Below are 19,564 nucleotides of genomic sequence, written 5' to 3'. Positions count from 1 at the left end.
GGTTTGTTTCATATTCATTTTTCCAAATTCGGCCATGTCGATGTTAAAGACCATTATCCTTTAAATAGTTCATGACCTGCTGTACACATTCTTCAATGGTGTATTGACTGGTTTCAATTAGTATCTCCGGATTTTCCGGTTCTTCATATGGAGCCGAAACGCCTGTGAAGGAGGTGATTTCCCCACTTCTAGCTTTCTTGTACAATCCTTTGGGATCCCTTTTTTCGCAGGCTTCGATGGGACACTTTACATAAATCTCAATAAACTCATCCTGTTGTACTTTTTTTCTTACTTCCTCCCTGTCACTCGCATAAGGCGAAATGAAAGTGGCCAACACTACTATTCCGCTATCCACAAATAGTTTGGAGACCTCTCCGATTCGCCTTATATTCTCTTTACGGTCACCAGAGCTGAAACCAAGGTCTTCATTTAATCCATTCCGTAGATTGTCTCCATCCAAAATATATGTCGAAATTCCCATCGCATGCAGTCTTCCCTCGACCATATTGGCGATGGTGGACTTACCTGACCCTGATAAACCAGTAAACCAAAGAATATAGCTTTTATGTCCGTTCTGAGCTTGCCTAAGCTCTTTCGTAATGGAAAAAGGATGTTGATGGATATTCTCTTGTTTACTCACACTATCTCCCCTTTAATCTTTATGGAACCCCTTTTTGTTGTTCCGGATGACAAATACCAAAGAACCTGCCCACCCGATCAATATCAGCATATATATGACGGTGACCCAATGATCCTGAAGAGACCATGTGGCAAGCAGCGTTCGAGCATTCGTCAAAATGATAAAACCCCCGACAAGGACTCCCAATAAATAAGATGGCAATTTCGTAACGATCCATGCAGCAATCGGGGCAGCAATAATCCCTCCTACCATCAGGGAGGTTACCCAAAACCAGTTCACTTCCTGCCAACCTAATGCAATGAGAAACCCTAGCGTTGCGGAAACAGCAATTGCAAACTCACTAGTGTCAACTGTACCGACCACTTTTCTGGCAGGAACACCTTCTTGTGACAATAGGACAGGAGTTGTGATAGGACCCCAACCGCCCCCACCCGTTGCATCTGCGAAGCCCGCTATCAACCCCAAGGTGATCGATTTTTTTCTTGTAAGATTAATTGATTTCTTTTCACTTTTTGTCTTAGACGTTCTTAAAAAGCGGAAAAGCACATACACACCAAGAATCAGCAGAAAAATCGAAATGTATGGCTTTATCAGATCACCCGGTAAGTTACTTAAAAAACACGCTCCTGCAAATGCCCCAACTGATCCAGGTATGATTAATTTGAAAAGGGCCTGGCGGTCGACATTCCCGAACTTCATATGAGAAATGCCTGATGCGGCCGTTGTCACGACTTCTGAAAGATGAACGGATGCAGAGGCCACTGCCGGTGCGATTCCGAATGTCAGCAACATCGATGTGGATGTAACCCCATATGCCATACCTAATGACCCATCGATCAGCTGAGCCAGAAATCCGATAAACGCAAATATAATGAGTTTTCTCATTTTCTCCTCCTACAAAGCATTCCATTTTTTATAACGTACCTGTTGTCCCTTGTTCTGTATCAACCAATGAATTTACGCTCGTCCACTGTCGATCAACGCAATGAAGTCCTTCCTGACAAAAGCTTTAATGCATGACAGTCCCTATTATTAAGGAAAATGAATGATTTCTATAAGGTATGCAAAGAGCTTTATGTATGTTATAGACTCATATATGAAATTGGAAAATTCATTTGTCCACCCTCCGAGGTTCCTTGATGAAAGCCAGGCTCCTCCAACAACTAAAGAAGCCCCTGTTTTATAAAAACAGGGACCTCCTTTACATCTTGCTCACCTATTGTTGTTTCCTAAGTTCATTTACCAATAATTGTTTCATTTTGGCATGATGTCGATTAACCACCAGCCTATTTTCCATTTTAATGCGGCCTTCATGCTTTTTAGAGCCCATTTCTGTATGAATCCTATATAGTAATAGCGGTTGAGGCACAAAGTGAAATTTGAAATTTTGCAGGATCCGCAACCATAAATCATAATCGTGTGTGTATAGAAGCGACTCATCAAATATTCCGATGAGCTCAAATACCTTTCTGTGAATCATGACCGAGCAGCCATTAATAATATTTCCTCTGATCATTGCTTTAATAAGTTCAAGCTGATTAGGTGGGTATATCCCTATAATCGGAGTAATGATTTCGCCATTATCATCAATGCAGTAATAACTGGTATAACTGAATCGTGCATCTTCCCTTACCATTGCTTCCAACTGGATCTCTGTCTTTTCAGGGTAAAAGATATCATCGGAACTAAGCCAGCATACATAATCACCTGTTGCATTTTTGATGCCGGTATTCAATGCACTGGCCGTTCCCCCATTTTCCTTTTTGATATAAATTATTTTATCCAGAAACGGAACGATTTTTTCTGAATATAATGTAGAACCATCATTGACTACGATAATCTCAATATTTTTGTAGGTTTGGTTGAACAAGCTCTCCAAAGCTTTATCGATATATGGACAATTATAGAATGGAACAACAATCGATACTTTAGCCATCTATGAACCGCCTTTCAATTGATTACCATGTATTTTTTTAGCATCAAGGGCTATCCGTTTTAATAAGAATCATTCATTTTCATATTAATATTCATATTCATTACACACTTATTAAGATATGAACTATTCCCAATCGAGCCATCCCAAATTAAAACGGCTATAAATCCAATTAGTTAATCATACGTATATTACATGGCTCTTTTTCACATCCATTCAAAATGGATCGATTTGTGATAATTGTTTCCTTGAAAGGTAAAGTCCATCCTAAATATCAGACCTGTTGCTCCATTATTTTTGAGGAGGGGAAAAATGAATATATTGTTTGTTTTTTATGTTCCAAGCGGTGGAGTGGAAACATTAAATCGGCAACGATTCGCCGCCCTGAAAAAATACGGTATCGATGCCCATTATCTATATTATGAAAACAGAAGGAATTTCTTGAATGACCACAGTGCCCCTACATTTATTACGAACGATGATGCTGAAATCAAAAAAATATTGGAAGATGGAGATTATTCCGCTATCGTTGTCGTTTCAGATTTCAATACTTTACCGAGATTCAGGTCTATGGGGTATAAAGGAAAGATGATTATCGAAATCCAGGGTTACGGTCCAAAAAGTGTGGCAAGATCGGCACTTTCAAATGCCATCCCAGATGTCAATGCCCATGCAGATGGATTCCTTAACCCAAAGACTCCTCATATCATGCAATTATTGGATGAACTTTACCCAACGTTTCCAAAGTTCAGTTTTAATAATTGTTTTGATACAAGTCAATTCTGCTACAAGCCAGTACCTTTAGATGGCTATAGAAAAGTGGCTTGGATAGGAAGGATTGAAGATAATAAAAATTGGAGTGAATTCCTCAAGATCGGTTATCAACTAATTAACAATCATAATCCGAAAATACAATTACTTATGTTCGAAGATCCCACGTTAAGTGACCCTAACGAAAGAGATAAATTCAATGAATTAATAAAACGGTTAGATTTAAGCTCAAAGCTTACTCTGCACGCAAATGTCCCAAATTCCCAAATGGCTGATTTTTTCTCTGAAATTGGGGATTCCGGAGGCTTTTTATGTTCCACTTCAAAAGTGGAAGGAGCCCCTTACGCACTCCTTGAAGCGATGAGTTGCAGATGCCCTGTGCTGACGACGGATTCAGATGGGGTAAGGAGCTCAATCATTCATAATCGAACGGGAAAGTTTTACTCTTTAGGAAATATTGATAATGCAGTCAGAGAGGCAAAGGATTTAATGAATAACCAGACAAGGAGGGAAAGCATCCGGTCAAATGCCCTTGAGCACGTCAAAACTCATTTTAGTCCTGATTTGTATGCTGAAAACTTCATCAATATGCTGGAGTCCTTAGGAATAGATTCCAAGTGAAAAGAAACCGCCGGAATTTTTTCATTCCGGCGGTTTCTTTTTTTTATAGGGGACTTTCATATTAGAAACTAGTTTAAGGCGCTCTGTTCCAGTTTGAACTTTTCCAATTGCTTTTGCTCGTCTACTGTAAGTGATTGAAGTTTTATATAAAGAAGTTGCTTAGCAAAATCATATAGTTCCAAATCCAATGCGTTATATTTTTTAATCAAGTTTATTAACTCTGATGGCACTTCCTCTTTTGCCAATCGATTTTTTGTAATATTTTTTCTAGTATAATGGATGTCTCCCCAGGCATATTCCTTTTTCAGGCAAAAAAGTGTTTCATTGAACAACTCAGTGACTCCCACCACAGCAAATGTCTTTAGGTTTTCCTTTGCTTTTTCAATGTCAGGAATCTCCTGGCTGCCGCATACCATCAATGTTTGTAAATTGGGTGCTTCAGGCCCTTTGACTACAAACTCCTCCAAAGTCATGTCTTTTACCATTTCATAGCCAGGATAATCCTTTAAAAAATAATAGGAAGAAATGACACGGTCTACCGGGTCACGTAACATCGTAAAATAATTGAATGGCCTTGAAAACTCCTGATGTATCCCATAGAAATAATGACCTGTAACCGCTTTGATATTCCTCTTTTCCGCTTCCGTTAATTCGTCCATTTTCATCACCTTCATTTGGAAAGAGTCATGATCAAATATTTCGTTAAGCTTGTATTGTTTTTTAAATATTTCATCTAAAGTCGTTCCCCCTGTTTTGGGGATATGCATAAATATATCGAGACCTACAGACATAAATGATTCCCTCCATTTATTGTTATAAATATAGCGTGCTATAAATTCTCCACAATTTTTCTAAGAATTGGCCGGTAATGGGTTTCAATCGTAAGAATATCTTTTAACATTTCAGGCTGGAATCTGCTTGTACCCGATTCCTCATGCTGTCTGAATTTCGTTAAGACTTCATCTAGATAATATATCTTATAGCCGTTTACTAATAGCCTAAGCCACATTTCATAATCATGTGTATAGCGATGATAAGAATTAAAGTAACCGACTTTCTCAAAAATGACTTTCTTTATAATAACAGTACAACCATTTATTGCATTATAAAGTAAAAAAGTATGATACACTTCCTTTATGTCTGTAAAGCGTTTTCCATTCCAAGGAATTAACAATTGGTCTTTGTTATCAATACAATCATAATTTGTAAAACTTGCTTCTGCTTGATGGCTAATCATAAAAGATATTTGTTTAGAAATCTTTTCAGGCAGAAAATAATCATCCGAGCTTAACCATGCGATATATTCCCCCGTAGCAGCACGTATCCCATGATTCAATGCCGTAGCAGTTCCCCCGTTCTCTTTTCTTAAATAACGGATTTGCTCCAGGAACGGCTCGATTTTTTCTGTAAAAATTGTCGAACCGTCATCGACGACAATGACCTCTATATTCTTATATGTTTGATCAAGCGCACTTTGAATGGCTTGATCTATATAGGAACAATTATAAAATGGAATAATGATTGATACTTTCGGCTCCATTGCCTACCCTCCTTAAAACATTCTACATAAAGTATTTTTCCAACTGCCTACAATTGATTTCAGCACTTTTCCATTAATTCACGATGAAAGGCAAGGATGTCCATTAAAGATGATTCAAGTGGGATATTTGGCTTCCATCCTAAATTCACTAGCTTAATAGGATCGATTGCCGAATTATTTTTGATTAAATCTTTTCGTTGTGAATTGATCTTGATATCACCTTTTGTTACCGACCTATAGCCTTCTATGATTTCTTCTAAAGAACGATTATAACCTGAAGCAACATCATACGTTTCACCAGGCTGCCCCCTTCTCAAAAGAAGGTCATAAGCTCTCACTGCATCTCTTACATCCAGAAAATCACGTTGGACTTTCGGATTATCGACCTCTAGAACCTTATCCGTTCCCTTCTTTTCCATCTCTACAATTTTTTTTGCAAAAATGGAACAAACCCCATTGGATAATCCAGGTCCAATTAGATTGGATGGTTTTGCAATGATGATGTCCATGTCATATAAAACCGCCCATGAATGTGCTATAAGTACTTGAAGTGTTTTACTTAAACTATAAGGATGGGGAATGGAAGAGATCGAACCAGGATCAATTTGAAGAGCTGAGCCAACTATCACCATTTTACAGGTCGGATTTTCTTTGCGAATTGCATCAATTAAATATGCAGTGGACATGGTATTTGCCTCCAGTGTCGATACGGGTTCCGACCATGACTCCCCAACGTGGTTTTGTCCGGCTAAATGAAGAAGGTACTGAGGTTTGGTCCTTTTTATGAGGTTGTTTACATCGTTTCCATTTGTCAGATCACAGCATTCTGCATGTATCTTACCTTCGAAATTCATCTTCTTTCTTGAAACCGCCGTAATATCAAATCCTGATTTCAGGAAGTGTGCGCATGCATGCCGTCCTGTAAACCCACTAGCCCCCGTGATCATTAATTTCCCTTTTTGATTCATTGATTTCTCATCCAATCATTATTGATATTAATAACCGCTTTAATTAACTCAAGGTTATCCGGATATTCATTAAAAAAAGGCTCCCGGATATAATGGTATTCATCTGACACACTTGGTCAGCATGAAAGTCGCTCGTAACACATCAAAACGTTATAGTTCTAAAATCACCATTAGCAGTTATTTACGAATCCATTGTAATCATAAACACAGTCTCTTTATTACACTATGTTTAAACCCCTTTATTGCTATGGGCTACTCTCTCCTTCTATTAACAAAAGGGCAAATTCTGCTGATTTATTAATTATTAAAATATCGTTAAAGGATAATTTTCCACTCAAATGGATCACATTAGTCCCAATGTGAATGTTTAGTCAGTCTCGATATGTTGTTGATGCATACAATAATAACGAAAACAAACGAGCTACCGTATTCTTAGTATCTGGCAAATGGCATTAATGCCCTAACGCCGGGTTTGGCTGCCAAAATTTTAAGAAATGGTAATGTGAAAAATTGACGGAACCGTAACCACCCCGGCGGCAGATTATGCGGAAATGTTCGAAACAACAGATGGGAATCCTATCGATTTCGGATACTTCGTTACGCTGTCAGAAAATAAAGTTCTTATAGCAAATGGTCAAGATGACTAAATACTGGGAATTTCACAAAACCTGCCTTCTTAGCAGATAGCGGGGAGCTTCGATGGAAACACAAGTACTTGACTACAGAATGGGGTGAAATTTTGTATAAAAAAACCATAATTCCTTCTGTATTAGACACTGGGGGTAAAGAGTCGTGCCGAAACTGACAGAACTTAGGCCAGTATTAAATCCTGAATGGAATGCTACCCTCGAATATCAACCTCGCAGTAGCCGACCTGAATGGGTTTGCCATAGGACTATTAGGGAAACTGTTAGTTAGAGATGATGGTAGTTGCGAAGTTAATGGCTACTGTATGCCAAATGATGAAGGAATAGCGACAAAAGCTAGACAAGGATATCGGGTACTTGATCGCACAGGCACAAATCAAATATTGGTATTGTTTAATTCAGTACTGATAAATAATTCCAATAATGTTGAGGATTATAAGAAGTTAGCTAGTTTGAAAGAACAAGGCTACCTTACTGAAGAAGAATTTCTAATCGAAAAACAAAAGCTATTAAACTCATGAGAATCTGATTTCTATTGTTTGCATACTAATAAGCACCATGAAACTACTCGTATTCATTTACTCTAACCCTGCCGGGCAGATTTAGTATTTTTGATGGAATGCCCTTTATCGTATGATATGCATCCCGCTAATCAGGATTTGGAGTGATTATGGGCTGATTACAATTCATGGGAAATTTAGTAAATACAAGACTATTAAATAATATAATTGAAAAAATTTAATCTTTTTTAAAATAAATTGATAACTTGTCCACTACAAAAACATAAAACATTAATATACTGAGGTATCCCTTCAGAAAGAGGTGTTAATTATGGGAAAATTTTTAGACGCTCAGATTTCGCAGAACATTAGTTTAAGTGGAGGAATTGCCATTCCAGTGTCCTCCACTCCCGCGCTTTTCGGGACATTGGGCCTAAACACATCAGGTGCTGGACCTAACCTTCGTGTTCAATTCACGGCTACTGTTGCCCTTAGCTCTTTAGCTGCTGTAATAGTCCCCGTCACCATCCAAATTTACAGAGGCGTAGGACCAGGACGTGTTCTTGTATATTCAGCTATAGAAACAGCACCAGCTGCAGGCGCCTTATTAGTTGCATCTAGAAATATAATCACTGTAAACGGTGCTGACTATAGACCACCTAATCCAGGGTCTTTGGTTTATCAAGCGTTTATTAGTATACCTGGCGGGATACCAATTGCACCAACTCGTACAGGCCCTGAAAGTTTTAACGTGGCTGCATTCTCCGACTAATTACGTACGTTAAAAGGATATCAAGCCAAAATATTCACCAAATATGTCTGGTCATTCTTAAGAAAACAGTAATTAGAATTAAGCAGTGAGCACAACAGTTTCAAAAAGTGCTCACTGTTTATTTCCAGTTGAAAATATACATATCACTTGAAAACAGAAATAAAAGCTATTTCCAGGATTTTGCCTATCAGGAATATTGGAATAAGAAGACACCCGTCTATAACATAAGTTTATCTCCTGAATACTTATATAAAAACGAATTTGGAATGATTAATTTCTAAGTACTAACGGATGGGAGATATATTCATGAAAATACTACTTGCCACTTTTTGGATGACTCCACATGTGGGTGGCGTATGGAACTATATGCAGCAATTAAAAGAAAAGCTTGATTCTTTTGGACATGAGGTCGACTTATTAGGTTATGGGGAAGGCTATAAATATGTTCACATTATTAATGAAAATCGAAGGATAGAAAAAGATAAACTGATTCCTCTAAGTACAGCAAAATTATTAGAACAAAACTACTCATCTAAATATGCAGACCCAGTGGTCAAATATTATGAGCTTCTTTGTTATTTTTATGAGTTAGGTGTTCGAAATTTAGGATTGGAAAAATATGATTTAATTCATACACAAGATGTTTTTTCAACAGTTTGCATAAATCGGATAAAACCCAAAACGACAGCATTAGTCGCAACCCTTCATGGCTGCGTTGCTCATGAGATGAAGCATTATGTCACCCACGTTCATAAAACCCCAACATCAAACCTAGCCTGCGGATATTTTGATAAACTCGAATTTGACGGGGCTACGTCTGCTGAAATTACAATCGTGGCAAATGAATGGATGAAGAATACTTTAACGAGGGAGTTTCACGTACCTGCAAAACAACTTAAAGTGTACCACTATGGTTACGAAACTGAATCCTTCCTTAAACGAATGAATGAAATAACCGACATCCAACGCCCAACTGATAAGAAAGTGATTATCTATACAGGTCGCCTGAATGAGTATAAAGGTGTGCATCATTTGATAGGCGCACTCTCGGAATTAAAAAGAACAAGAGATGATTGGGTTTGCTGGATTGTTGGGGATGGTCCCAAAGAATTGGAGTTGAAAAACAAAAGCAAAGCGGAGGGCTTGGAAAGTGATGTAATCTTTATGGGAAGGCGGGATGATGTTCCTTATTTATTATCTCTTTCGGATATCTTCGTTCTTCCAACATTGATGGAAAATCAGCCGTTGTCTGTAATAGAAGCGCAAATTTCCGGAAAAGCAGTCATTGCCAGTGATGTGGGAGGAGTACCAGAAATCATCGAACATGGAATTACAGGTGTATTATCACCTGCGGGGGATGAACAGATGTTAACCATGCATATCAATTATTTATTGGAGAATGAGTCCTATATGAAAACCCTTGGTTTAAATGCCCAAAAATGGGGGCTGGAACATTGGTCACCCGATAAAGCCGTTCAAAAGGTGCTAGGTGTATATGAAAATGCACTTTGCAAAAAGAGAAATAAATGATGTCTACAGGAAAGAAGTGCTGACCACTTATTGCGTCAGCACTTCTTTCCTTTTTCCTTTCTTTTTTGGCAATGCTAGGTACCTGTTTAAGCCATTATTGACCGAATAACATACAATACTAAAAACATAAAAAGGAGTATGATGCATGAAGGCTATCGTGACAGGAGGAGCTGGGTTCATCGGTTCCCATCTCGTTGAAGAACTTATCTTAAATGGTGCCGAGGTACATGTATTGGATAACATGATATCCGGACACAAAGAATATGTACATCCAAATGCCATCATCCATACTGAAGATATATGCAGTGAGGCAGCTGTCCAAATCATCGCGAGGGAAAAGCCGGATGTCGTTTTCCATTTGGCTGCACAAGCTGATGTGAGCCGTTCCATACTTGAACCCCAATATGATGCTGATGTGAACATTAATGGAACAATTAATATTCTTCGGGCTTGTCATGAATCTTCTGTAAGTAAACTGATCTTTTCTTCAACCTCAGGAGTTTATGGCAATTTACAGAAAGAACTGATTGCAGAAGATGACCCGACAGGACCCATTTCATATTATGGTTTATCAAAACTGACTGCCGAATCTTATATCCGCCTGTTTCATCAGTTATATGGGCTCCCCTATACGATTCTCCGTTATGGAAACGTTTATGGGCCGAGACAAACAGCAAAAGGTGAAGGCGGAGTCGTCGCAGTCTTTTTGGAAAAACTCAAAAAAGGGATTCCTTTAAGCATTCACGGTGATGGTGAACAAACTCGTGATTTTATATATGTGAAAGATATAGTGCATGCTAACATCGCTTCGGTGAATCGTGGTAATCAAGAAACGATCCAGGTCAGCACTGCACAGAAAACATCAGTAAATCAACTATTGGAAATGCTAACACAAATTCATGGTTCAAAAGTGAGTACACTCCATTCAGCCGCAAGAACAGGAGATATCAAACACAGCTGCCTTGATAACAGGAAAGCACGGCAATCGCTGAATTGGTATCCAAAGACTGATATTTTCAAAGGGTTATCCGAAACCTATTCCTTCTCGAGTAAGAAGTAGTTACAATGATATCCCCCATGCTCCCCTTTAAAACCGCTACCACATCGTGTATGTATCTCTACCTTTACACCTCATACCGCTGCTACATTCAAAATTAAAGACGCGCTAAAAAAGGTTACGTTTTCAATCTATCATTTCTCCCGAAAACCTAAATTTTCGGGAGAATATTAGTGATCATTTTCTGGACCGTTTATAAAAAGGATTCCATAGAAAACGATGTTTTCTTAAAATCCTTCGTATAGTATTCATAAGTTAAACTATTTCTAAAGTATTACTCTATTTATTAATCCTCAACAAAATGATAGCGCTTTCATAAAGAAAAAACGTTTCACCTTTACACTCAAAAAACTCAACGACTTTCGTTACTTATATTCCCCTCGGCTCTATATAATATCAACTTTACATTTTTGTTTTAAAGAAAAAGACCCCTCGGATAGTAAACTTTTTACATTGTTTGGATCAAACTGTTCTCATCCAAAGCGATGCGAAGTTTCCTACACGAAGAGATCTTTACATAACATGACCATTTTCAGCCTGTACGAAATCTAGTTTTTTGGTCGACGAATGGATTACACCATTCAACCAATCGACTTGTTTTCTTCCTTTTTCTTCATCCAATCTCTTAATTCCACCAACATTTCTTCGTAAGTAGGCAGTTTGTATTGAAAATCATTTCTTGTATTTTTAATGGTTCGATCTAAATTAATAAATGAATCCGGAATAATTTCCAAATCATTTTTCTCAAAGATTTCAGAAATCAATTTTAATAAGGCAAACTTTGAGATTTTCTCCTCTGAGCCTAAATGATATAACCCAGTAATGTTCTTTTGGATCATCGTGTCCAGTGCCTTAGCAAGCTCAAGAGTCGTTACACCATTCCAGAGCACTTTTTCGTATCCTTTTATTTCTCCCTTTTGCTTCATGAACCAAAGCAATAAACCAATACCATTTTCTTTTAGTTCAGGGCCTATTATGGAGGTTCGTATAGTCAAATGTTTTTCACTGATGATTTCTCCCAAATGTTTTGATTGGCCATAAATCGTGGAACTGTCGGGTACATCATCCTCAGTATAATCTCCTTTTGTCCCTGAAAATACACAATCTGTACTGATATGAATCAATCTTCCATTATTGCGTTCAGTCAATTTAACGAGCTGATGGGGAAAAACACTATTAACCTGAAAAGCGAGTTTCGTATTATCACTAGCATGCTCATTTAAAATGCCGATACAATTAATCGTAATGTCAGGTTTAACTTTATCCATGATTTCCTCTAAACTCGTTACATCGGTTACATCCAGATATAGTCCCTTTTTATCATTCGGATCCCTTGACGTATAGGTCACCTGATACTTCGGGTCCTGTGTGAAATACTCCTTTATGACATGGCCTGCCATCCCTTGTCCACCAAGGACTAGTACCTTCATGTTAAATAAAGCCCCCATTCTTTAACATTTCCTCAATCTGTGCTTTATCCATAAGTCCTGTGCCAGAGTTATAGTCTTCTAAACTAACCGGCTGGTATTTTGAGTAATGTTCTTTTATCCCATCTATGTGAATGGCTGGCAATATGACATAATACTCATCGTCATAGGCAATGGCCGTTGTGCTTTCATATTCTGAAAGCAGGATCTCATGGAGTTTTTCACCAGGGCGGATGCCCAGGACTTCTACACCTACATTTGTTTTCCCGGATGCTTCTATCAGCACTTCAGCTAAGTCAATAATTTTACAAGATGGCATTTTCATCACGAATATTTCTCCGCCAATGCTTTCAAAGGTTGCCTTAAATACCAATTTAATAGCTTCTTCAATGGTTAGAAAGAATCTTGTCATATTTAAGTCCGTTATGCCGATTCTTCCCTTTTCTTTTATTTGCTTTTTGAATACATGAATGACACTTCCATTTGTGCCCAGCACGTTTCCGCCCCTGATACAAACAAATCTTGTTTTTGTGTTTAATGTATTAGCGTGTATGATCAGTCTTTCAGCCATTGCCTTTGATAGACCATAAAAATTGGATGGATTCGAAGCTTTGTCTGTAGATATGTTCACTACAGAATGAACATTACAGCTTATAGCTGCCTCTATTACATTCTGTGTTCCAATTACGTTCGTCTTTAAAGCTTCAATGGGTTGATCTTCACATACAGGAACATGCTTTAAAGCTGCCAAGTGGAAGATATAATCAACGCCTTGGCATGCTTCCAATAATGCTTCCTTCTCTTTAACATCCCCGATTATGAACTGCAATTTCGGGTTATTATCAAACTCTTGCTTCATTGTAAATTGATTGGACTCATTTCTTGAAAAAATCCTTATTTCACGAGGTTCAAAATCCAGTAGTTGTCTTACCAATTCATATCCCCATGAGCCTGTACCGCCTGTTACCAAAATTGTTCGATTCTTAATCAATTTCATGGCCTCCCAGTATTATTTTAAGCACTTTATCTGAAACGTTTTTATGGTCGTAGCCTTCTGGAAAAGTCCAGTCTTTTTGCTGGTTAACCATAATCTTCACACAATTGACGATTTGTTTAGCATTAATTCCCGATAACATATTGCTGCCCGACTCAATTGTTTCAGGCCTTTCCGTTGTTTTTCGTATCGTAACTGCAGGAACATGGAACAAGCAGCATTCCTCTTGAACGGTTCCACTATCTGTAAGCACACAAAAAGCGCTTTTTTCAAGCTTAACGAAATCGAAGAAACCAAATGGCTCATGAAATTCAATTAATGGGTGCACTTCTAATTTGGGACTGAGTTCAATACGGGATTTTGTCCGGGGATGTAAGCTGCATATGATTCTCTTTTGATAGGTTTCGGCAACCATATTAATGCCTTTCATAATTTCCATCAAACGGTCTTCATAGTCAACATTTTCGGCTCGATGGGCAGTTACGAGGAAATAATCTTCCTTATTCAAATTCAATTTGTCCAAAATTCCACTTTGCTCGATCTCATTGTTGTAATGGTTCAAAACCTCGTAAATTGGGTTTCCCGATAAATATATCCTTTTGCTTGGGATACCTTCATTCAAAAGATTCTCTTTACTTTGAGGAGTGTAAGGTAAATTCAGGCTTGATACAGCATCAATGATCTTTCGATTTTTCTCCTCTGGCACTTCCAGGTCAAAACAACGGTTCCCTGCTTCCATATGAATGACGGGGATGCCCATCCGCTCTGCTAAGATGGAGCTGAGCCCAGAGTTTGTATCCCCCAACACTAATACTTTGTCAGGCTTTTCTTTTAATATGATTGTTTCTAAATTCTTATAAATGGCTGCTAACTGCTCGCCGAGGGTTTGCTGTTGATTCAACAAGACATAATCAGGGGTTCTAACCTGTAGCTGTTGGAAGAATATTTCACTTAAGGATGAGGTGAAATTTTGTCCAGTGTGCACTAGAATATGTGAATCGGCATACTGATCCAATTTCTTGATTATTAGACTTAATCTGATGATTTCAGGTCGAGTCCCTAAGATCGTCATTACTTTCACGATTTACACTCCTTACTATTTTCTGGTATATGGCCTCTCCGTCTACCCTTTATTGTATGCACTGCCAATCCTATTGATATAGGCTAACCTATTAGATTTCGGTCTATTTAAACAAATAACCGCCTTTGTAAACTGCACTTCCGACCCTGGCCTAGGGCCATTTATAGACTTTTTTTCATAAAAAAAGACATGGAACAAACTCCAGGTCATTTTTGGTAGAACATCTGCCTCAATACCCAATTATATAAAGTAATGCTGAAGCATTATCTTCCTTTGGGAAAGGTAAATGTTTCATCCATTTTTCAATTCCCTTGTTTATTACCCTTTGAAATTGAATTGCTCCAACCTATTAAAAAAGCTATATGTCCTTGTGAGGACATATAGCTTTTTATCATTTTTGGAATTGTAATTGATGCAGATTGGCAAAAATGCCCCCCTGCTTAAGTAAGTCATCGTGACCGCCCTCTTCAGCAATTCCTTCTTCCGTAACAACCACGATTTTGTCAGCGTTTCGAATGGTTGCCAATCGGTGTGCGATGATCAATGTAGTTCTGTTTTCAGCTAGTTCTGTAAGAGCCTGCTGAATTATTCTTTCCGTCTCAGTATCGAGTGCAGAGGTTGCCTCATCGAGTATTAATATTGGCGGATTCTTCAAAAACATCCTTGCTATTGCAATTCGTTGTTTCTGTCCTCCGGATAATTTCAAGCCCCGTTCACCTATTTGAGTCTCATAGCCTTCTGGAAGTCCTTCAATGAAAGTCTCTAAATGGGCTTTCCTAGCGGCTTCTTGAATTTGTTCATCCGATGCATCAAGCATTCCGTACGCAATGTTCTCTTTTACTGTTCCAGTGAAAAGAAACACGTCTTGCTGGACTATGCCAATTTGTGAGCGCAATGACTTTTTCGTCATCTCACGAATATCAATTCCATCAATGGATATTGAACCGGCCTTAACATCATAAAATCTTGGGATCAATGAACATATTGTCGTTTTCCCAGCTCCTGAAGGCCCGACAAAAGCAATGGTCTCACCAGCTTTGATTGTAAGATCAATACCTTTTAAAACTGGCTTTTTGTCTTCATAGTTAAAAGAAACATCTTTAAAGGAAATATCCCCTAAAAGGGTGGTTACCTCTATTGCATCCTTTTTATCGACGACATCAGGCGCGACATCCAGAAGTTCCGTAAAACGCTTAAAGCCGGCCATCCCTTTTGGATAGAGTTCCATCAATGCACTGATTTTGTCGATCGGCTTAAACAATACGTTAACATATAAGACGAATGCAACCAGTTCACCATAAGAGAGCTGCCCATGAAAAGTTAGCCAAGCTCCAATCACCAACACGGCAAGGGTCATAAACCTCGTCATCATGTAAATGCCCGATAAGCTAAAGGACATAACCTTATATCCAAGAAGTTTCGCTTTACGGAATCTGCGATTATTAGTAGCAAATCTTTTCATTTCATATGTTTCATTAGTAAAGGATTGTACAACCCTCACTCCTGAGACGCTATCTTCCACACGGGCATTTACATCTGCAACTTCTGTATACATTTTCTTCCAGGCTTTATTCATCTTTAAATTACTTATGACAATTAATAAAACGAGGAACGGTAAAATACAAACCGATACGAGTGCCAATTTCACATTGATTGTCAACATAATCCAAAATGCGCCTATAAAAGTCATGAAGGCAATGAATAAATCCTCGGGACCATGGTGAGCAAGTTCACCAATATCGAAAAGATCATTGGTTATGCGGCTCATGATATGGCCAGTTTTCGTGTTATCAAAAAAACGAAAAGATTGTTTCTGCACATGCTCAAATAATTCTTCACGCATATCAGTCTCGATATTGATACCCAATTTGTGACCCCAATACCCTACGATGAACTGTAAGAAGGTACTAATGATATAAAGGAGGAACAAACCTGCACTTACCGAAACAATTGCAGACCAGTCGTCGCCAGGCAGCAGTGTATCTATAAACCACTGAACAGCTAGCGGAAATGCAAGTTCAAGTACAGCAACGACCACTGCACTGAAGAAGTCAATAATGAATAACCGCTTATGCGGCAGGTAATATGAAGCAAAACGTCGAATCATCAAATTTTTCTCCTTTTTTACATATATTAAGGAGTATAATTCCATATTCAACATTCAGCAAGCATTTCAGAAACCGCATGTTCATATTATGGTAAAATCATCTATATAAATCAGCCCAACCCGGCTCATACATTCTATTAAATTAAGGAGTGAATCCAGTGTAAAAAGTAACCATTCTAAATATCCATGAACATTATTTTCGTAAAAGGATGGTATTCATGAAAAACACATCGTTTCGATGCCTTTGGATCGGTCAGGCGTTTGCAAATCTAGGGGATATATTTTATGTAGTCGGGTTGATTTCACTATTATATACTGGATCTGCTTTTTATTTGAGTTTGCTTCCGTTCACTACAACGATATTTCGGTTTATCAGCAGTTTACTCTCCCCCCTTGTCATTGACAGGTTTCCTTTAAAGAGGATCCTTGTACAATCTCAATGGTGGAAAACTATCTTACTCGTTGGCCTCGGAATCTATATAACAAGTTTTAATCATGGTTTTTCTGTTGCCGTCATTTTCTTCATTGCCTCCATTTCATTATTGGATGGAGTCGCTGCCCCGGTCAGCGCAGCTTTGGTTCCTCAATTAGTTCCAAAAGAAGAACGGATGAAAGCGAATGGTTTCTTGAATGTTATCACCCAGACCATCTTTGTAGCAGGATGGCCATTAGGTTCTGTCTTATTGATAAGTACCAACAGCAGTTTCATTATTTGGCTTACGGTCTTGCTTTTTGCCGTTTCAACAATCTATACAGTGAGAATCGAAGTCTCAGAACGAACGCTGGACTCTGTTGCTCCGTCAAACTGGGGTTCTATTAAATCAGGATGGGTTGTGATTCGCCAAACCCCAACTATCCGTACACTCATTTCCATTGATTTTATAACTACTTTAGCTTCAAGCGTGTGGGTGGCTGCCGTTATCTATCTATATGTAGAACAGAACCTGCAACTAGGTGAGGAGTGGTGGGGATATATTAACACAAGCTACTTTGTCGGCATGATATTCAGCGGATTGATCGTCATCCGTTTTGCCAAGTTACTAGAAAGACATATAGGATTCTTCATCACTGTCGGGCTATTTCTCAGTTCAATGCTAACCCTGCTTTTTGGAACTACCAGTATTCCTGCTTTGGCTTTGCTGCTGGCATGCCTGTACGGTCTCCCGGAACAAATCCGGGAAGTGATCTACACCAAGCTATTCCAAGACCATGCTTCGGAAAAGACTCTTGCAAAAATTCATGCCGTTTGGGGAGCGGTCATCAATCTTACATTTGCCGTCTCTGTCTTACTATTAGGCTATATAACGGAAACATACAGTGTGAAAACAACGTTCCAATTTTCTTCCACCCTGATTATACTTGCCTTTCTTTATGCAATTTTTAAAAAGAAAGACTTACAGGAAAAAAAACGTGAGCATTCGATGCCAAATCAATCATCAAATATTCCTAGATGATGCATTCCATTCGGTTAACCGTTAAAGTAAAGGAGCCTTGGTTTTCCATGGCTCCTTTTTTTTAAGGCCCGTCGAACAATATTGTCTCTCTTTAAAATCTTGCTCGGTGTGATTGGCTTGCCCCTGATAAACGTTGCACAACCAAACGAAGGGGGAAAATATATAACACTCATTCTATTTGATAATCCAGATATTCTTATCTATAAACTCCCAATTCTGAGGGAATTCCAAACCAATCTGCCAATAAGTTGCACCTATCAGTTCATATGCATCAATCATTTCATACTTTGCGCTTATCGATCGAATATCTTCAAACCAAACCACATGATTCGAATTTTCTCTTTGATAAGCATAGTTAGGTGAAGCCGCAGACGTGTCAAAAGTTATTTCAGCGCCAGTTGCAATGGCAAGATTTTGGGCATTTTGAGCTGATAAAGCTTTCGTCTCGTGGCTTGGTACTACCCAATCGTATCCATACATAGGAAATGCCGACTGCAATTTATATTCAGGAATATTCGTCAAAGCATAACGAAGAACCTCGCCCATCCACCAAAGTGGGGAAATGGGTTCAGGCGGGCCAGTAGGATATCCATAATCAATGGTCATCACGGCAACAAGGTCGGCTGCCTCTCCGATCCCCCGATAATCATGGCCGCCTACAATTCGATTTTCAGGATTATCCGCTGTTTTTGCGTGTACGTTCACATGAAGGATCAGTTCGTTCAACCCCTCCTTTAATTCTTTTAAAAAAAGCACATAATCGGAACGCCGAGCAGGTGGAATGAATTCGATGTCCATACTGACACCCCCATACCCTTTCTCCCTAACGAAATTCAGCATACTATTGATTAAATTCGCTCTGTATACTGTACTAGCAAGGACATCACCCGCCAAATCAGCATCAAAATCACCATCTTGAAAGTTCCGGATCATCAGTAGCGGCTTCACCCCAGTTTGCTCGCATTTCGCGATAAGCGGGAGATCATCACCATCAACGTAAGCATTTCCTTCCCTTGTAAACGAATAAGCTACAATGGCTAAATATGATAATTTATCACCATTCTCCTCAAGTGTTTCAAATACTGTTCCACCTGAAGTAGGAAAGGCAAACCCCAGCGTAATCAATTGATTTTTGTAAAGAGACGGAATTAAAATTTCCGTGCCGACTTTAAGCGAGTTTGCAACGATTCCTGGATTGGCTTCCATGATTGCCGCTGCACTCGTTCCAAAACGACTGCCGATTCCAGTAAGGGTATCCTGACTTTTAATTAGATACCTTCGATTCACCGCTTTTTCATCAGGTATATACAATGCCAGGCCAGGAACCAAAGCAGTTGATTCCAAACCGTTGACTTCAATTAACCTCGATGGTTCAATTTTATTTTTTCTGGCAATTTCCCAAAGGCTGTCACCTTTTTTCACAATAATGATCGTCATTCATAACCCTCCAAACTCCCTCCAAAAAAGTTTATGTTATTCAGGTAATTGGATAGAACGAATTATCATATTTCCTTGATGTTAT

The 19,564-nt window shown here is 38.6% G+C and carries 18 protein-coding genes; 7 read left to right on the top strand and 11 right to left on the bottom strand.

Annotated features, from left to right (window positions below; translation table 11 throughout):
- Positions 1 to 43: 43 nt before the first annotated feature.
- The 3 genes from cysC to ACIQZD_RS18420 all read right to left on the bottom strand — a co-directional run bounded on the left by cysC (position 44) and on the right by ACIQZD_RS18420 (position 2,576).
- Positions 44 to 640: an adenylyl-sulfate kinase gene (cysC, locus tag ACIQZD_RS18430; protein ID WP_402905196.1), complete on the bottom strand. Its 597-nt coding sequence runs from the start codon at positions 638 to 640 to the stop codon at positions 44 to 46.
- Positions 641 to 652: 12 nt separating this feature from the next.
- A complete protein-coding gene (locus ACIQZD_RS18425; RefSeq protein WP_402905194.1) occupies positions 653 to 1,525 on the bottom strand; it encodes a sulfite exporter TauE/SafE family protein in 873 nt (290 codons plus the stop codon).
- 331 nt (positions 1,526 to 1,856) lie between these two features.
- Entirely contained in the window at positions 1,857 to 2,576 is a 720-nt protein-coding gene (locus ACIQZD_RS18420; protein WP_402905192.1) for a glycosyltransferase family 2 protein, read from the bottom strand.
- Positions 2,577 to 2,885: 309 nt separating this feature from the next.
- On the opposite strand from ACIQZD_RS18420, the gene ACIQZD_RS18415 reads away from it, so the two are divergent.
- Positions 2,886 to 3,965, top strand: coding sequence for a glycosyltransferase family 4 protein (locus ACIQZD_RS18415; protein ID WP_402905190.1), 1,080 nt, complete (start codon positions 2,886 to 2,888; stop codon positions 3,963 to 3,965).
- Positions 3,966 to 4,033: 68 nt separating this feature from the next.
- Here the strand turns inward: ACIQZD_RS18415 and ACIQZD_RS18410 are convergent, their stop codons facing one another.
- Genes ACIQZD_RS18410 through ACIQZD_RS18400 form a run of 3 tightly spaced genes read right to left on the bottom strand, consistent with a single transcriptional unit; the run spans position 4,034 to position 6,473 of the window.
- Complete coding sequence (locus ACIQZD_RS18410; protein ID WP_402905188.1) at positions 4,034 to 4,756, bottom strand: sulfotransferase family 2 domain-containing protein; 723 nt, start codon at positions 4,754 to 4,756, stop codon at positions 4,034 to 4,036.
- 38 nt (positions 4,757 to 4,794) lie between these two features.
- Positions 4,795 to 5,505 carry a glycosyltransferase gene (locus ACIQZD_RS18405; protein WP_402905186.1) on the bottom strand — a complete coding sequence of 237 codons (711 nt, stop codon included), beginning with the start codon at positions 5,503 to 5,505 and terminating at the stop codon, positions 4,795 to 4,797.
- Between the two features lie 59 nt (positions 5,506 to 5,564).
- Positions 5,565 to 6,473 carry an NAD-dependent epimerase/dehydratase family protein gene (locus tag ACIQZD_RS18400; RefSeq protein ID WP_402905184.1) on the bottom strand — a complete coding sequence of 303 codons (909 nt, stop codon included), beginning with the start codon at positions 6,471 to 6,473 and terminating at the stop codon, positions 5,565 to 5,567.
- A gap of 551 nt (positions 6,474 to 7,024) precedes the next feature.
- Here ACIQZD_RS18400 and ACIQZD_RS18395 point away from each other — a divergent pair.
- From ACIQZD_RS18395 to ACIQZD_RS18375, 5 genes are all read left to right on the top strand, one after another.
- Positions 7,025 to 7,120 (top strand): hypothetical protein, encoded by a 96-nt coding sequence (locus tag ACIQZD_RS18395; RefSeq protein WP_402905182.1) that lies wholly within the window; start codon positions 7,025 to 7,027, stop codon positions 7,118 to 7,120.
- Positions 7,121 to 7,425: 305 nt separating this feature from the next.
- Complete coding sequence (locus ACIQZD_RS18390) at positions 7,426 to 7,641, top strand: SHOCT domain-containing protein (protein WP_402905180.1); 216 nt, start codon at positions 7,426 to 7,428, stop codon at positions 7,639 to 7,641.
- 310 nt (positions 7,642 to 7,951) lie between these two features.
- Positions 7,952 to 8,392 (top strand): hypothetical protein, encoded by a 441-nt coding sequence (locus ACIQZD_RS18385; RefSeq protein ID WP_402905178.1) that lies wholly within the window; start codon positions 7,952 to 7,954, stop codon positions 8,390 to 8,392.
- 306 nt (positions 8,393 to 8,698) lie between these two features.
- Positions 8,699 to 9,922 (top strand): glycosyltransferase family 4 protein, encoded by a 1,224-nt coding sequence (locus tag ACIQZD_RS18380; protein WP_402905176.1) that lies wholly within the window; start codon positions 8,699 to 8,701, stop codon positions 9,920 to 9,922.
- Positions 9,923 to 10,067: 145 nt separating this feature from the next.
- Positions 10,068 to 10,982 (top strand): NAD-dependent epimerase/dehydratase family protein, encoded by a 915-nt coding sequence (locus ACIQZD_RS18375; RefSeq protein WP_402905174.1) that lies wholly within the window; start codon positions 10,068 to 10,070, stop codon positions 10,980 to 10,982.
- A gap of 578 nt (positions 10,983 to 11,560) precedes the next feature.
- Here ACIQZD_RS18375 and ACIQZD_RS18370 read toward each other — a convergent pair.
- The 4 genes from ACIQZD_RS18370 to ACIQZD_RS18355 all read right to left on the bottom strand — a co-directional run bounded on the left by ACIQZD_RS18370 (position 11,561) and on the right by ACIQZD_RS18355 (position 16,588).
- Complete coding sequence (locus ACIQZD_RS18370) at positions 11,561 to 12,409, bottom strand: dTDP-4-dehydrorhamnose reductase family protein (protein WP_402905172.1); 849 nt, start codon at positions 12,407 to 12,409, stop codon at positions 11,561 to 11,563.
- Between the two features lies 1 nt (position 12,410).
- Positions 12,411 to 13,397, bottom strand: coding sequence for a polysaccharide biosynthesis protein (locus ACIQZD_RS18365; RefSeq protein WP_402905170.1), 987 nt, complete (start codon positions 13,395 to 13,397; stop codon positions 12,411 to 12,413).
- Entirely contained in the window at positions 13,390 to 14,481 is a 1,092-nt protein-coding gene (gene wecB / locus ACIQZD_RS18360) for a non-hydrolyzing UDP-N-acetylglucosamine 2-epimerase (RefSeq protein WP_402905168.1), read from the bottom strand. Before wecB ends, ACIQZD_RS18365 begins: the two co-directional genes overlap by 8 nt.
- A 391-nt stretch (positions 14,482 to 14,872) precedes the next feature.
- On the bottom strand, positions 14,873 to 16,588 hold the full coding sequence (locus ACIQZD_RS18355; RefSeq protein ID WP_230302836.1) for an ABC transporter ATP-binding protein: 1,716 nt from the start codon (positions 16,586 to 16,588) through the stop codon (positions 14,873 to 14,875).
- 218 nt (positions 16,589 to 16,806) lie between these two features.
- On the opposite strand from ACIQZD_RS18355, the gene ACIQZD_RS18350 reads away from it, so the two are divergent.
- Positions 16,807 to 18,042, top strand: a complete 1,236-nt coding sequence (locus tag ACIQZD_RS18350; RefSeq protein WP_402905165.1) for an MFS transporter — start codon at positions 16,807 to 16,809, stop codon at positions 18,040 to 18,042.
- A gap of 174 nt (positions 18,043 to 18,216) precedes the next feature.
- Here ACIQZD_RS18350 and ACIQZD_RS18345 read toward each other — a convergent pair whose 3' ends face one another.
- Positions 18,217 to 19,479 (bottom strand): glycosyl hydrolase family 18 protein, encoded by a 1,263-nt coding sequence (locus ACIQZD_RS18345; RefSeq protein ID WP_402905163.1) that lies wholly within the window; start codon positions 19,477 to 19,479, stop codon positions 18,217 to 18,219.
- Between the last annotated feature and the right edge of the window lie 85 nt (positions 19,480 to 19,564).

The sequence above is a fragment of the Peribacillus sp. NPDC096447 genome (genome assembly GCF_044762725.1).
Classification (GTDB): Bacteria; Bacillota; Bacilli; order Bacillales; family DSM-1321; genus Peribacillus.
The sequence above is the reverse complement of the archived record's forward strand: the minus strand, read 5'-3'. Positions and strand labels throughout refer to the sequence as shown.

Coding starts and splice junctions, on each gene's coding strand:
- ACIQZD_RS18385 (WP_402905178.1), top strand. CDS start 7,952: ATGGGAAAATTTTTAGACGCTCAGATTTCGCAGAACATTAGTTTAAGT.
- ACIQZD_RS18375 (WP_402905174.1), top strand. CDS start 10,068: ATGAAGGCTATCGTGACAGGAGGAGCTGGGTTCATCGGTTCCCATCTC.
- ACIQZD_RS18415 (WP_402905190.1), top strand. CDS start 2,886: ATGAATATATTGTTTGTTTTTTATGTTCCAAGCGGTGGAGTGGAAACA.
- ACIQZD_RS18400 (WP_402905184.1), bottom strand. CDS start 6,473: ATGAATCAAAAAGGGAAATTAATGATCACGGGGGCTAGTGGGTTTACA.
- ACIQZD_RS18420 (WP_402905192.1), bottom strand. CDS start 2,576: ATGGCTAAAGTATCGATTGTTGTTCCATTCTATAATTGTCCATATATC.
- ACIQZD_RS18425 (WP_402905194.1), bottom strand. CDS start 1,525: ATGAGAAAACTCATTATATTTGCGTTTATCGGATTTCTGGCTCAGCTG.
- ACIQZD_RS18390 (WP_402905180.1), top strand. CDS start 7,426: ATGCCAAATGATGAAGGAATAGCGACAAAAGCTAGACAAGGATATCGG.
- ACIQZD_RS18355 (WP_230302836.1), bottom strand. CDS start 16,588: ATGATTCGACGTTTTGCTTCATATTACCTGCCGCATAAGCGGTTATTC.
- ACIQZD_RS18395 (WP_402905182.1), top strand. CDS start 7,025: ATGTTCGAAACAACAGATGGGAATCCTATCGATTTCGGATACTTCGTT.
- ACIQZD_RS18370 (WP_402905172.1), bottom strand. CDS start 12,409: ATGAAGGTACTAGTCCTTGGTGGACAAGGGATGGCAGGCCATGTCATA.
- ACIQZD_RS18405 (WP_402905186.1), bottom strand. CDS start 5,505: ATGGAGCCGAAAGTATCAATCATTATTCCATTTTATAATTGTTCCTAT.
- ACIQZD_RS18380 (WP_402905176.1), top strand. CDS start 8,699: ATGAAAATACTACTTGCCACTTTTTGGATGACTCCACATGTGGGTGGC.
- ACIQZD_RS18410 (WP_402905188.1), bottom strand. CDS start 4,756: ATGTCTGTAGGTCTCGATATATTTATGCATATCCCCAAAACAGGGGGA.
- ACIQZD_RS18345 (WP_402905163.1), bottom strand. CDS start 19,479: ATGACGATCATTATTGTGAAAAAAGGTGACAGCCTTTGGGAAATTGCC.
- ACIQZD_RS18350 (WP_402905165.1), top strand. CDS start 16,807: ATGAAAAACACATCGTTTCGATGCCTTTGGATCGGTCAGGCGTTTGCA.